The sequence below is a fragment of the Actinosynnema sp. CS-041913 genome, assembly GCF_050942485.1.
Lineage (GTDB): Bacteria > Actinomycetota > Actinomycetes > Mycobacteriales > Pseudonocardiaceae > Actinosynnema.
Genome location: NZ_CP192037.1, coordinates 3429050 through 3441690, shown reverse-complemented (window position 1 = coordinate 3441690; position 12641 = coordinate 3429050). Strand labels below are relative to the sequence as shown.

The 12641-nt window shown below is 70.5% G+C and carries 13 protein-coding genes and 1 pseudogene; 6 read left to right on the top strand and 8 right to left on the bottom strand.

The genetic code is table 11. The features are described from left to right. Window positions 1-13: 13 nt before the first annotated feature. Window positions 14-646 (bottom strand): TetR/AcrR family transcriptional regulator, encoded by a 633-nt coding sequence (locus ACQPZF_RS16525; protein WP_433272502.1) that lies wholly within the window; start codon window positions 644-646, stop codon window positions 14-16. Window positions 647-749: 103 nt separating this feature from the next. Between ACQPZF_RS16525 and ACQPZF_RS16520 the strand changes: the two genes are divergently transcribed. Beyond that, window positions 750-1118 (top strand): DUF1761 domain-containing protein, encoded by a 369-nt coding sequence (locus ACQPZF_RS16520; RefSeq protein WP_433272500.1) that lies wholly within the window; start codon window positions 750-752, stop codon window positions 1116-1118. Window positions 1119-1129: 11 nt separating this feature from the next. Next, a complete protein-coding gene (locus tag ACQPZF_RS16515; RefSeq protein ID WP_433272498.1) occupies window positions 1130-1531 on the top strand; it encodes a DUF1801 domain-containing protein in 402 nt (133 codons plus the stop codon). A gap of 38 nt (window positions 1532-1569) precedes the next feature. Here the strand turns inward: ACQPZF_RS16515 and ACQPZF_RS16510 are convergent, their stop codons facing one another. After that, window positions 1570-3117, bottom strand: coding sequence for an MFS transporter (locus tag ACQPZF_RS16510; RefSeq protein WP_433272497.1), 1548 nt, complete (start codon window positions 3115-3117; stop codon window positions 1570-1572). A 127-nt stretch (window positions 3118-3244) separates the two neighbouring features. On the opposite strand from ACQPZF_RS16510, the gene ACQPZF_RS16505 reads away from it, so the two are divergent. After that, window positions 3245-3721: an Lrp/AsnC family transcriptional regulator gene (locus ACQPZF_RS16505; protein WP_433272495.1), complete on the top strand. Its 477-nt coding sequence runs from the start codon at window positions 3245-3247 to the stop codon at window positions 3719-3721. Between the two features lie 29 nt (window positions 3722-3750). On the opposite strand, the gene ACQPZF_RS16500 is transcribed toward ACQPZF_RS16505, so the two are convergent. Beyond that, a complete protein-coding gene (locus ACQPZF_RS16500) occupies window positions 3751-4689 on the bottom strand; it encodes an RNA polymerase sigma-70 factor (protein ID WP_433272493.1) in 939 nt (312 codons plus the stop codon). Window positions 4690-4864: 175 nt separating this feature from the next. Between ACQPZF_RS16500 and ACQPZF_RS16495 the strand changes: the two genes are divergently transcribed. Continuing rightward, window positions 4865-5362 (top strand): carboxymuconolactone decarboxylase family protein, encoded by a 498-nt coding sequence (locus tag ACQPZF_RS16495; protein WP_433272490.1) that lies wholly within the window; start codon window positions 4865-4867, stop codon window positions 5360-5362. 14 nt (window positions 5363-5376) lie between these two features. Beyond that, a complete protein-coding gene (locus tag ACQPZF_RS16490) occupies window positions 5377-6135 on the top strand; it encodes an SDR family oxidoreductase (protein ID WP_433272488.1) in 759 nt (252 codons plus the stop codon). Window positions 6136-6250: 115 nt separating this feature from the next. On the opposite strand, the gene ACQPZF_RS16485 is transcribed toward ACQPZF_RS16490, so the two are convergent. The 5 genes from ACQPZF_RS16485 to ACQPZF_RS16465 all read right to left on the bottom strand — a co-directional run bounded on the left by ACQPZF_RS16485 (window position 6251) and on the right by ACQPZF_RS16465 (window position 10792). Next, window positions 6251-7495 carry a globin domain-containing protein gene (locus ACQPZF_RS16485; protein WP_433272486.1) on the bottom strand — a complete coding sequence of 415 codons (1245 nt, stop codon included), beginning with the start codon at window positions 7493-7495 and terminating at the stop codon, window positions 6251-6253. 455 nt (window positions 7496-7950) lie between these two features. Continuing rightward, on the bottom strand, window positions 7951-8385 hold the full coding sequence (locus ACQPZF_RS16480; protein WP_433272484.1) for a lasso peptide biosynthesis B2 protein: 435 nt from the start codon (window positions 8383-8385) through the stop codon (window positions 7951-7953). After that, window positions 8382-8648: a lasso peptide biosynthesis PqqD family chaperone gene (locus ACQPZF_RS16475; RefSeq protein ID WP_433272482.1), complete on the bottom strand. Its 267-nt coding sequence runs from the start codon at window positions 8646-8648 to the stop codon at window positions 8382-8384. Before ACQPZF_RS16475 ends, ACQPZF_RS16480 begins: the two co-directional genes overlap by 4 nt. After that, window positions 8645-10474 carry an asparagine synthase-related protein gene (locus ACQPZF_RS16470; protein WP_433272480.1) on the bottom strand — a complete coding sequence of 610 codons (1830 nt, stop codon included), beginning with the start codon at window positions 10472-10474 and terminating at the stop codon, window positions 8645-8647. Before ACQPZF_RS16470 ends, ACQPZF_RS16475 begins: the two co-directional genes overlap by 4 nt. A 135-nt stretch (window positions 10475-10609) precedes the next feature. Then, window positions 10610-10792 carry a hypothetical protein gene (locus ACQPZF_RS16465; RefSeq protein ID WP_433272478.1) on the bottom strand — a complete coding sequence of 61 codons (183 nt, stop codon included), beginning with the start codon at window positions 10790-10792 and terminating at the stop codon, window positions 10610-10612. Window positions 10793-11955: 1163 nt separating this feature from the next. Between ACQPZF_RS16465 and ACQPZF_RS16460 the strand changes: the two are divergent. Continuing rightward, window positions 11956-12561 (top strand): annotated as a pseudogene (locus tag ACQPZF_RS16460) (heavy metal translocating P-type ATPase); the annotation flags it as partial. Between the last annotated feature and the right edge of the window lie 80 nt (window positions 12562-12641).

The window sequence follows — 12641 nt, the reverse complement described above, 5'->3', positions numbered from 1 at the left end:
GTTCTTTCCGAAGTCAGGTGCGGACCCCGTAGGCGGCGAGGAAGACACGGGCGCCCTCGTCGGCGACCTCGTCCAGGTCCGCCTTTGTGCAGGTGGCCGCATTGCCCATGAACGCGGTGCGCTGCAACGGGATGGACACGACGAGCCAGGTGAACAGGTAGGCCGCGCGCCCCGGGTCGTCGACCTGGAGCAGGCCGCGTTCGGTCAGGCGCGTCAGGGTTTGCGCCAACAGGCCGGTCGTCCGCACCCAGCTTCGTTCGTAGTACTCGCGGCCGACCTCGGGGAACCGGTCGGCCTCGGCCATCACCAGGCGGCGGATCTGGAGCACCTCGGGGTTCATGATCCCGGCGACTGTGACGCGGGCATGCCGCCGCATCGCGTTCTCGAGGTCGTCGGTCTCGGCGAGGGCGAGGATGTGCGGCCGGAAGAACTCGTACCCGCGGTCCACTGCCTCAAGGACGGCCGCCGCGAACAGCTCCTCCTTGTCGGCGAAGTGCTGGTACACGGTCCGCTTGGACGCGCCGGCCGCTGCGGCGATCGCGTCCATGCTGGTGCCGAGGTAGCCGTGTGCGGTGAACACCTGTCGCGCGGCGACCACGATCTCCGCACGCTTGGTGGCCGACCGTTCCTCGCGGCGTCCTGCCATCACGACCCCTTGACTCTGGAAACTAGTCGGTTTAGTTTCCCTCCATGAATACTAGCCGGTATAGTTTTCTCCCCCGTCACCCGGCCGGCCCGGGTGGTGTGGGATGACCGTCGTCGCCGCGATCCTGACTTCGGTGATCGCGTCCTTCGTGATCAGCACCGTCTGGTACTCGGTACTGGGCCGCGGCCACGCCTCGGACGACCGCCGCCCGTCCCCGTTGCAGATCGTCGCCGAGTTCGGCCGCAGCGCCCTGGTGGCAGGCGCCATCGTCGGGTTGGCGAAGGCCATGGACATCGCGACGATCGGCCCGATGCTGCTGCTCGCGCTCGTGCTGTGGGTGGCGTTCCCGTTCGTGCTGCTGTCCGGATCGGTCATGTGGGACAAGGTTCCGGTGGCCACAGCGGCCCGGCACGGCGGAGACTGGCTGATCAAGCTGCTCGCCGTGGGCGCCATCGTCGGTCTGTGGCTGTAGAGGAGGGGACCGTGAGCTACGACAAGGACCCACGCGTCGACGACTACATCGACAAGCTGCCGGACTGGCAGCAGGAGATCTGCCACCAGGTGCGCGACATCGTGCACGCGGCCGACCCCGAGGTCGTCGAGACGATCAAGCGGACGGTCCAGCCGTACTTCGTGCTGAACGGCAACGTCTGCGCGCTGCTCGCCGCCAAGAACCACGTGAACGTGTTCCTCTACGACGGCGGCATCGTCCCCGACCCGGAGGGCATCGTCACCGCCGGGCACCAGAACAAGACCGGCCGCATGATCTCCTACTACGAGGGCCAGTCGATCAACGTGCCGGCGCTCACCCGGTATCTCAAGCACATCATCGCCAACAACCGCGCCGGCGGCTGGCGCAACATCAAGGCCGCGCAGGGATTGTGACGGACGGCTTCTGATCCGATGCAGTGTTCTGCAGGAGGTCACCTGTCGCTGCGGCGCTCTGTGGTCGGGGTGCGTCGGCGAACGCGGAACATGATGAGGCTGGCGGTCGCCGTGGCCGTGGCGGCGATGGCGCCGTAGAGGGTGATCAGGCCGAATCCGTGGGCCAGCGCGGATTTGACGAGTGTGCCGGTCGAGTCCGGGTCGGACAGTGCGGGAAAGGCGTGCGTCAGTGAGGACAGGGTGTCCCCGTTGGCCACGTGTTCGGCGAGTGCCCGTGCCTGCGGGCCGTTGAGCTGTGTGTGTTGGTCCAGGTCGGCGGTGATGCCCAGGGTCAGGAGCAGTCCCATCAACGCGATGTTGACCGCCAGCGAGATCATCCGGGCGCTCATGTCGATACCGGAGGCCATGCCCGATCGGTCGGCGGGCACCGAGCCGGTGGTCGTGTTGGTGACCGGCGTGTTGGCCAGTCCGAGGCCGATGCCCGCCAGCACCGCGCCCGGGAGGACCGTCACCCAGGTCGGGTCGGCCGCGCCACTTCCCAGGTGGAGCAGCACGAACCCGAGCCCGATCAGATACAGGCCCGCGGGGATGATCACCCCCGGTCGGTATCTCACCGCGAGCCGCTCCGCGACCGGGGGAAGCACCAACGTCGGGATCGTGTACGCCAGCAGGCAGACGCTGGTCGCCGCGGTGCCGTAGCCCAGACCGCGCTGGAGGTGGATCGGCAGGTAGATCATGAGCGGCCAGTAGCTGAAATTCATGCCCGCGGAGCCGAGCAGAGCGCCGGAGAACGCGCGGATCCGGAACACCGAGAAATCGACCATCGGGTGCGAACCGGACCGCTCGACGACGACGAACGCGACGCCGGAAGCCATCGCGAGCACCAGACTCCCGAGCGTCACCACGCTGGTCAGGCCCAGACCGGGGCCCTGGGTGATGAAGAAGACCAGACCGAACACGGCGAGGGACAGCGTGACGATCCCGCCGATGTCCAGCCTGTTTCCCGTCGGGTCGCGGGACTCCCGCACACCCCGGAAGATCAAGGCCAGGGTGACCGCGGCCACGATCGTGTGAACGAGGAAGACCCAACGCCAATTCGACAGCGCGACCAGCCCACCGCCGATGACCGGCCCGAATCCGAGGCCGGCGCCGAACACGATCCCCCAGGCGCCGAACGCGCGGGTGCGCTGCCGTCCGGCCGGGAACTGGTGCGACAGGATCGCCACCTGACAGATCAGCATCGTGCCGCCGCTCATGCCCTGCAGTGCCCTGCCGGCGATCAGCACCGTGACGTCCTGTGCGAGCCCGCACAGCAGCGAGGTGACACCGAACGCGGCGACCGCGATCACCAGCAACCGCTTGCGGCCGAACCTGTCCGCCAGGGCGCCCGAGGCCATCAGGACGGTCGTGCACGCGATCGTGTAGGCGTTCATCGTCCACTGCAGATCCGTGAAATCGCCGTGCAGCACCTCGCCGACGACCGACAGGATCACCGGCACACTGGAAATCTCCAGACCGAACATCAGAGCGGACAGGCACAGCGCCGCCAGCGCCATCGTCTGTCCACGAGCAGGAGCGACAGTCATCGAAAGGCCTATTCGTCAGCAGGTGTACGAGCCGACGAAATGATGGCCTCCAGCGCCCCACGACGGAACGGGGAAACACCGGCCTTCCTGCCGTTCCAGGCGTTGGACCGATGGTATGTTCGCCCTTGTGCCTTCGGATCAGCGACCAACGATCGACGCGACCGACGACCTCATCCTCGAACTCCTGCAACAGGACGGGCGGATGAGCACCGCGGACCTCGCGCGAGCGATCAACATGTCGCCCTCGTCCACCGCCGACCGGGTGCGGCGCCTGACCGACCACGGCGTCATCCAGGGCTACCGCGCCGTCATCGACCCCGCCACCCTCGGCTACCCGCTGACCGCGTTCATCCGCGTCCGCCTCGCCACCGGCGTCACCAACACCTTCCGCGACCTGCTCCAGGCCACACCTACGATCACCGAAGCCCACCACCTCACCGGCGACGACTGCTACCTGCTGAAAGTCCTCGCCCGCTCGATGCCCGACCTGGAAGACCTGACCGGCAAACTCGTCACCTTCGGCCACCTCACCACCAACATCGTCTTCTCCAGCCCCGTGCACAGCCGCACACTGCCACCCGCCGATGCCTTCCAGGATCGGTAGGTCCCCAGCGTGCTGCCGGCTCGGTGAGCTCAGCGGCTCACGGCGATCTCCCGCTCGACGCCCGACAGCTTCTCGGGGTTGCGCACGTGATAGGCGCCGGTGACGTAGCCGTTCTGGACCCGCACCGCCAGCACGCCGTCGATCTCCCCGTCGACGCGGATGAGCAGCCCCGGGCCACCGTTGATCTGTACCGGCTCGACCGACCTTTCCGCATCGCGCTTCCACCAGCCGACGGCCAGCAGGCGAGCCACCTTGTCCGCGCCCACGATGGGCCGCAGCAGGGCGTGTTTGACTCCTCCGCCGTCACTCAAGGCGACGACGTCGGGCGCGAGGATGTCGAGCAGGCCCTGCAGGTCGCCGGTTTCGACCGCTGATCGGAAGGCCTGGAGCGCGGCCCGGTGCTCGGCGGGAGAGCCGGTGCCGCGTGGTCTGCGCGCGGCGACGTGTGTTCGTGCCCGGTGGGCGATCTGACGGACCGCCGCCGGGGTCTTGTCGACGGCTTCCGCGATCTCGTCGTAGGAGAGGTCGAACACCTCGCGCAGCACGAACACTGCCCGCTCGGTCGGCGCGAGCGTCTCCAGGACCAGCAGCATCGCCATCGAGACGCTGTCGGCCAACTCCACATCCTCGGCCACGTCCGGCGCGGTCAGCAGCGGCTCGGGCAGCCACGGGCCGACGTAGGACTCCTTGCGCCTGCTGAGCGTCCGCAGTCGTTTGAGCGCCTGCCGGGCGGTGATCCGGACCAGGAACGCGCGCGGGTCCAGCACCGTGCCGAGGTCGACGCCCACCCACCGCAGCCAGGTCTCCTGCAGGACGTCCTCGGCATCGGTGGCCGAACCGAGCATCTCGTAGGCCACGGTGAACAGCAGGTTGCGATGGGCCACGAACGCCTCGGTGGCCGAGTCCACCCGGCTGTCACGAGCGAAGGAGTCGGCTGTGTCCGTAGGTTGCTCGCGTCGTTCGCTCATCGCTGGTTCCCGTCTGTTCGTCCGCGACTGTGCCACCCATCCGATCCCGGCCCTCACCGCTTTGTGACACCGACGATCGGTGGGCTGCGTCACGTGGCCGAGCTGTCACAAGGAGCGGGTCGCCGGGATCTCTTGCTCGTAACGAAGCGACACCACGAGTGAGGAAGTTCCGACCATGTCCACAACCACGACGACCGACCCGCGGTCGCGCATGCCCAACCCCCTCCCGTTCGTCCCCGAGATGGCGGAAGTCGCCCAGGGTCTGCACAAGGTCCTCAGGAACGGCACGATCCCTCCGACGACCATCAGCCTGCTGCAACTGCGCGCCGGGCAGATCCTCGGCAGCACGTACTTCACCATCCGGGAAACCAAGAACCTCCGCGAGATCGGGGAATCGGAGGAGCGCATCACCGCCGTGGCGACATGGCAGGACGCCCCTTACTTCACCGACGCCGAACGGGTCGCGCTGGAGCTCGTGGAGGCCGTCCACACCCCGAACCCGGCCGGGGAGCGCGTCTCCGACGAGTTGTACGCCAGGGCGTCCGCTCTCTACGACGACAAGGCGCTCTGGACGCTCATCATGGCGATCGCCCACATCGGTTTCTTCACCCCCGCCGCGCTCATCGCCAAGCCGATCCCCGGACGAGCCCCCGGCCAGAACTACAGCCAGTGAGAAAGGCACACACCATGAGCATCACCAGGTTCGCCGTGGCAGGAGCAACCGGGCGGCTGGGACGCCACGTCGTCGACGTCCTCGCGGAACGCGGCCACCAGGTAGTGCCGATGGCCCGGGCCACCGGCGTGGACATCATCACCGGTGAGGGTCTCGCCGAGGCCCTCACCGGCGTCGAGGTCATCATCGACGTCGCGTCGTGGCACGGCTCCGAGCAGGAGGCGGCGACGGAGTTCTTCCGCACGTCGGCCCGCAATCTCCAGGAGGCGGGCCAAAAGGCGGGGGTCGCCCAGATCACCGTGGCATCCATCATCGGCGTCGACAACGCCACCGCCGGTTTCCTCGCCGCCAAGAAGGTGCACGAGGAACTCCTCCTGTCCGGCTCGCTCCCCACTCGCATCCTGCGGGCCGCGCAGTTCCACGAGTTCGTCGGCCAACTCCTGGACTGGCAGCAGGGCGACGTCGCCTACCTCCCGAGCTTGCCCACTCAGCTCGTGGCCTGCCGCACCGTGGCCGAGGAACTGGTCGACCTGGCCACCGCCCCCGGCACGCCCGCCCCGGGAACACCGATCCCCGAGATCGCCGGACCCCGCAAGGAAACCCTGGCGGAAGCGGCGCAACTCCTCGGCGCCCGCCGGGGCATCAAGGTCGTCGGCATCGACGGCTCCGGCATGCCCGACGCCGAGATCGCCGCCGACGGCGGATTCCTGCCGAGCCCGCACGCCAAGCTCGCAGGACCCACCTTCCAGGAGTGGCTCGACACCCAACCCTGAGCCGGCCGCACGGCCTCGCCCTTGTTCTCGGAGCGCCGCGGCCCGGAGCTCCGAGAACAAGGGCTTCCTCCGAGCCGTGCCCTCAGCCCGCGGTCGGACTTGCTGACGCCCTTCGCTACCACGGTGTTCCGGTCCGGCTCACGGGCGGCACGGACGGGCCGGATGCTGCTCCGATTCCCCCCGCGTTGTCGATCATGCCCGGCCCGAACACCTCGTAGTGGACTCGGTCGGCGGGCACGCCGCGGCGCAGCAGGCCGTCGCGGACGTGGCGCATGAACGGGAGGGGACCGCACAGGTGGGCGGTCACGCCCTCGGGCAGCGGGACGGCGTCGAGGTCGATCCGGCCGGGCCGCCCGTCTCCGCCGTTCTCGTACCAGGTGAGCACGTCGGTGTCGGTCAGGCCGGCGGCGAGGTGGTCGATCTCGGCGTGCAGCGCATGCCGGTCGCGGGAGCGCTCGGCGTGCGCGACCACCACCCGCCGGGTGGGGTCGGTGCGGGCGATGTGGTCGAGCATCGACGCGGTCGGGGTGATGCCGATGCCGCCGCTGACCAGCAACACCGGTCCCGTCCCGGGGGCGAGGGTGTGCTCGCCGGCCGGTGGGCCGACCAGGATGGTGTGGTCGGCGTGCAGCCGGTCGTGCAGGTGGTTGGACACCACGCCGTCGGGGGCGTCGTCACGACCGCGCACGCGGCGCACGGTGATCCTGAGCGAATCGCGTGCCGGGCCTTGGGAAAGCGAGTACTGCCGGGGTTGGCGGTGGCCGTCGGGCAGGTCTACGACGACGGAGACGTACTGGCCGGGTGCGAAGTCGGGGACCGGGTCGCCGTCGTCGGGGACGAGGGTGAACGACACCGCGTCCACGGCCTCGTCCTGGCGCTTGGCCACCCGCCAGCGCCGCCACGGCGCGAGCGGGTCGACACCGCCGCGCTCGTACAGCCGCGCCTCGGCGGCGATCAGTTCGCCGGCGAGCAGCCGGTAGACCTCGTCCCAGGCGGCGGCCACCTCGGCGGTGACGGCGTCGCCGAGCACCGTGCCGACGGCGGCCATGAGGTGGCGGCCGACGATCGGGTACTGCTCGGCGCGGATGCCCAGCGAGACGTGCTTGTGCGCGATGCGCTCGGCGATCGGGGCGAACGGCGCGGCGGCGGGGTCGAGCAGGTGCCCGGCGTAGGCCACGACGGCGGAGGCGAGCGCGACGCGCTGCTGCCCACTGGCCTGGTTGCCCTGGTTGAACAGGTCGAGCAGGTCGGGGTGCGCGGCGAACATCGACGGGTAGAACACGCCGGTGATCTCCACGGCGTGGTCACGCACGACGGGCAGCGTCGCACGCACCACCTCGGCCGAGACAGGGGACAGCATGGGGGTTCCTCTCCTGTGGTGAGAGTTTCAGGCCGGGCGGGGGTGGTGGGCGATGCCCGGAGGTCTCGCACGGACGCGGCGGCGGTGACCGCCTGGAATCATCCGGCCGCTGGAGCTTCCGGTGAGCAGCGCGCCCAGGACCGGAAGTCGAGGGCGAAGCCTGCGGTGGCCAGTGCCGGCACCGGCCGGGGAGCGCGCTCCGGAACGGTCTTCGATCCAGTCACGACCACCACACTGCGGCAAGATCATCCGTCCGAGCAGGTATGAACGTCCACGATGAACGGGACCTTCGACCCTGCCCACCGGCACCCGGTGTTCCGGCCCCCACTGTGTGCGCAGACGAAGCTATCGACGGTGCATCGACTTGCTCGTCGAATCGGTGCGGCCGACTGCTTCGTGGAAATTCGTCAGGTGCCCAGGCAATTGTCCGGCCGATTGGCTTGCGGTGGCCCGCTTCAGCACGGTGTCCCGTCGAGGGTGTGCGGCGGCACCGTGAGCAGCGGGTGGAAGGTGCCGACCTGTTCGGACTCGCCGACCGGGCGTCCCTCGGCCTCGACCCACGCGTGTGCGCCGAAGGGCGCGGTGCGCGCCCCGATCCGCACGGTGGGCCAGCAGCCGCGCATCCGGCACAGCAACGCGGTCGCGATCGCACGGGGCAGGCAGCCCTTGCCCGCGCAGGTGACGCTGACGGCCACCACCGCGTCGCGGGCCGCGCGGGCCTGCTGGTGGGTGGCGGGCGGTGCGCCGCGCCGCAGGAACGACAGCGTCCGGCGGATCCGCCGGGGCGGCAGCTTGGCCAGCGCCAGCGCGGCGACCACCGCGACGCGGGCGCACAGCCGTGGCCACGGCGGTGGCCGCTCGGTGGTGAACAGGGCCTCCGGGGTGCTCACCGCCGGACCACCAGGTCCGCCGCCACAAGCTGGTCGGCGAGTTCGCGGACGTCCAGGACCGCCCGGCCGAGGCTGACGTCGCCGGACTCGCCGACGAGGGTGGCGGCGACGGACTGCTCGTCGCGGCCGTCGAGCAGGAGCCGCAGCGTGGTGAAGCCGCTGGGGTTGAGCTGCCAGTACTGCCCGGACCGTTCGTCCAGCAGGACTCCCGACCCGTCGTCGGTCGCGGTCAGCGACACGTCCTCGCGCAGCAGCAGGTTCATCGGCCGATCTCCACGGTGCTCGGGTGCACGGAGGCCGGCTGGTCGAGGTCGCGCAGCCAGCGTTCCGTGCTCATCGTGACGGAAATGGCGTAGGGGGTGAACAGGCTCATCACGGAACCGGTGCACGCCTGGCGCAGCCGGTCGGCGTCGACCAGGCCCAGTTCCGCCAGCCTGGAGTCGTGGCACAGCGCGGCAAGCCGGTCGGCGTTGACGCGCAGGCCGGTGTGCTCGACGTTGGACCCTTCGGCCTTGGTGTTCCGCGCCAGGCAGCGGTCGGGCACGATGCCGCGCATCGCGGGTCGCAGGATCGGCTTGTACTCCCACGGGGTGCGGCGTTCGTGCGCCCGCCCGGACAGGCACGCCGTGATGACCGCGTCGTCCAGGAACGGCGCGGTGACCCGGACGCCCTCGGCCGCGTACAGGGGGCTGGTGCGCCGGACGAGGGCGGCGCACAACCGGATGCCCCAGACGGTGTGGTGCACAGTCTGGTTGTGTCCTAGCTGACGCGCGCTGTCGGCGGCGCGCGCGAGCAGGTCGCGGGTGGCGGCGACCGCGGCGGGGGTGGCCCACGGCGGTAGCTGGAGAACGGTCTTGACGTCACAGCCTTCGAGTGGGGAGGCCACGATCCGCTGGGCACGTTCGGCCAGCCACCGGGGGTAGGGCAGGCGCCGGTCCCACACCATGCGGGCCACGTCCCGCCACCGCCAGTGCGACAGGGCGCGGTAGCCGCGCAGCAGCCTCAGCGCGGTCACGGGCCGGGTGCGCAGCAGCTCCACCACCCCGGTGGAGCCGGGGAGCAGCACCTCGTCGCCGCCCTCGCCGGTCATGTGCGCCTGGGAGCCCTCGGCCGCGACGCGGGCGGCCAGCACCCGGAACGTGGGCCGGTCCTCCACTCCGGGGAACGGTTCCTCGGCGGGCGGGAGCGTGTCGAGCAGGTCGCTGTAGTGCGTGGGGATGTCGGCGAGGGGCAGCGTGATCCGGCGCAGGCCGGGCAGGTGCTCGGCGGCCAGGTCGGCCCACAGCGGGTCGTCGTCGCCGAGGTCGACGGCCAGTTTGGTGACCGCGGTGACGGCCCGCCCGTCGCGGGCGGTCAGGAAGCACAGCGTGGTGGAGTCCAGCCCGCCCGACAGGTCGTTGGTCAGCGCCAGCCCCGAGGCGGTCCGCGCGCGCACCGCCTCGTCCAGCGCGACCCGGAGCCGGTCGGCGGCCTCGGCCAACGGCAGTTCGTCGCGCGGCGGTGTCCAGCGGACGCGGGTCCGGGCACGCCCGTCCGGGGCGATCAGCAGGCAGCAGTCCTCGTCGACCGCCTCGATCCCCCGCCACAGCGAGTGGTTGAGGGTGTGCAGGGGCACCTCGGAGACCACCATGGACAGCGGGAGGCGGCGGTCGTCGATGCCCGCACCGGTGACGAGGGCGAGGACGTCGGCCCGGGTGGCGGCCACGGTGATGCCGCCGATCCGGGTGTGGACCAGGCGGCGCAACCCGGAGACGGTGCCCTGCGCCCGCACGTGGCCGGCCACGGTGGCCAGGAGGTGGAAGCAGCCGGGCAGCGCGAGGGAGTCCAGGTCGTGGACGTCGCGGGTGCGGGCGGCGACCCGCGTGAGCAGGTCGGGACCGGCCGCGCAGAACCCGAGCGCGGCGATCTTCACGGCGCCCGCCGTGCCGATCCGCAGGTCGACGTCGGCCCACCGGCCGACCAGCCACGGCCGGCCCGAGGGGTGGTCCACGCGCCGGGGCGCGTCGGCGAGGGCGGCCGTCAGCGGTGACGCGTCCGGGTGGTCCGGCAGCACCACCAGCCAGTCGCCGGCGCCCGGCAAGGAACTCATCGGTCGTCGTCTTCCCGTCGTCTTCGATTCCCGCTCTTCGCTTCCCGCCACGACGGCGGGAAGAGGTGCGCGCGCACCGGATCACACTCGGTCACATCACGGATCGGACGACCGGCCCCTGTCCGGACGTGGTGCTCAGATCAGGACATGGCGCGGGCGGCGGCGGTGGGCCCTGTCCTTGGCGACAGGCCGGGAATGCATGGTGAGCCGCTCGAACGAGCCCATTTTCAGCAGAACTGGCTTGACATACATCGGGTACTCCTTTTTCGGATGGGAAACGATCGCCTCGCGCACTGGGCGCCGGTACATGTACGTCATCGACGCTAAGGTCGGCGACGTGCGGCGTCCATTCCCCGACCGGGTAACCACGTTAGGGGAACAACTCCCCTTTCTGTCCTTCGATCGAGTGCGCACCGTGGCGGGCGCGACGTTGCCAGGGCCGACCGCGACCGGCTGTCCCCGCGACGGACGGGCGTCGCCGGGCGCGACATCCGGAGGTGGCGTGTGCACGACCGGGACGCGCACGACACCGTCCGCGTGCCTCCGCCGACTCCTGCACTCCGTCCGCGACCGACGCTTGATCACGCGCCCCGCATCCCAGTGCGATCGGAGGAACACCATTCCGACCGCCACAAGCCGAATCAAAACCGACCTACGGCGTTGTGGAATCCCTGGTCAAGAAGTGGCTTCCCCGTGCGAGCGGAGTGGTTCTGCCGGAGGTCCGATTCTCTGCATGTGAGGACGCCGACGTTCGAACTCTACGTCTGGCTCGACGGGCGGAGCGTGCCAGACATCGGTCCTATCTTCCTCCGGCTGCGCCTGAGCAGCCTGCCACCCTCCTCCCGGCTACAGAGGACATTGCGCAACGCCTTGTCTGCGGTAGGAGCGTGTGTTCGCGGGCGACACCTCACCCTCTGTCCGCGGGGTCGGTTTGGGCGTCGCTGATCGCGTTGGCGCGGTCGATCTGGGCCATGTGCTCCTCGGCCCATGCCCGGAGCATCGCTAGCGGGACCTTGAGCGACGAGCCGAGATCGGTGAGCTGGTCGGGATCGAACAGTTCCGGGAACCGCGGGAGCTGTTCACCCGACCGGTGTAGTCGTGAGAGGTGACAGGGCCGTTCTGCTCGCGGTCGGCGTGGCGGTGGTGTGCGTCACGGCCGTGGTGCTCGCGGCGGGTGACGTGCACGGGATGTTGGGTGACACCGACCCGGGGCGCGTGGCGTCGTGGCTGTTCGGGGTGGTGCGGTTGCTCGCGAACGCGGCCGGCTCCGTGACCTCGGGGGCGCTGGTGTTCGCGGTGTTCGTCGTGTCGTCAAGACGCACGGAGGGGTTGACCGCCAACGCCTACGCGGCGGTGCGGCTCGCGGCGGGGGCGGCGGCGCTGTGGGCGGTCGCCGGGCTGCTCGCGGTGCCGCTGTCGGCGGGTGACGCATCGGGGCAGTGCCGCCCGAGGCCTCGGTCTGGTCGGCAGGCACAGGCACCGCGACCACCGTGCTCGTGTTCCGGCACGACACCGTGGTCGGCGGCATCGCGGTGCGCGACACGGTCAAGCCGACCGCCGCCGACGCCGTCGACCGCCTGCACCGGCTCGGCCTGCGCACCGTCCTGCTCACCGGGGACAACCCGGAGACCGCCCGCGCCGTCGCCGAACAGGTCGGCATCACCGAGGTCCTAGCCGGCGTGCGCCCCGCCGACAAGGTCGCCGCCCTCGACGAACTCCGCGCCCGCGGGCGGCGGGTGGCGATGGTCGGCGACGGCGTCAACGACGGCCCCGCCCTCGCCGCGGCGGACCTGGGCATGGCCATGGCCCGGGGCAGCGACATCGCGGCCCACGCCGCCGACGTCATCCTCGTCCGCGACGACCTGCACGCCGTGCCCGACGCCGTGGAACTGGCCAACCGCACCCTGGCCACCATCCGCGGCAACCTGGTGTGGGCGTTCGGCTACAACGCCGCCGCCATCCCGCTGGCCGCGCTCGGCCTGCTCAACCCGCTCATCGCAGGCGCGGCCATGTCCCTGTCCTCGGTGCTGGTGGTCACCAACAGCCTCCGCCTGCGCGGCTACCGCCCCGCCCGACATCAGCGGTGAGCCCGACCTGAACCGCAGCGGGGATCAGCGCGCGAGGCCCCCGCCGCGGACCTCAAGGCTTCCCGAGCCACCCACCGTCG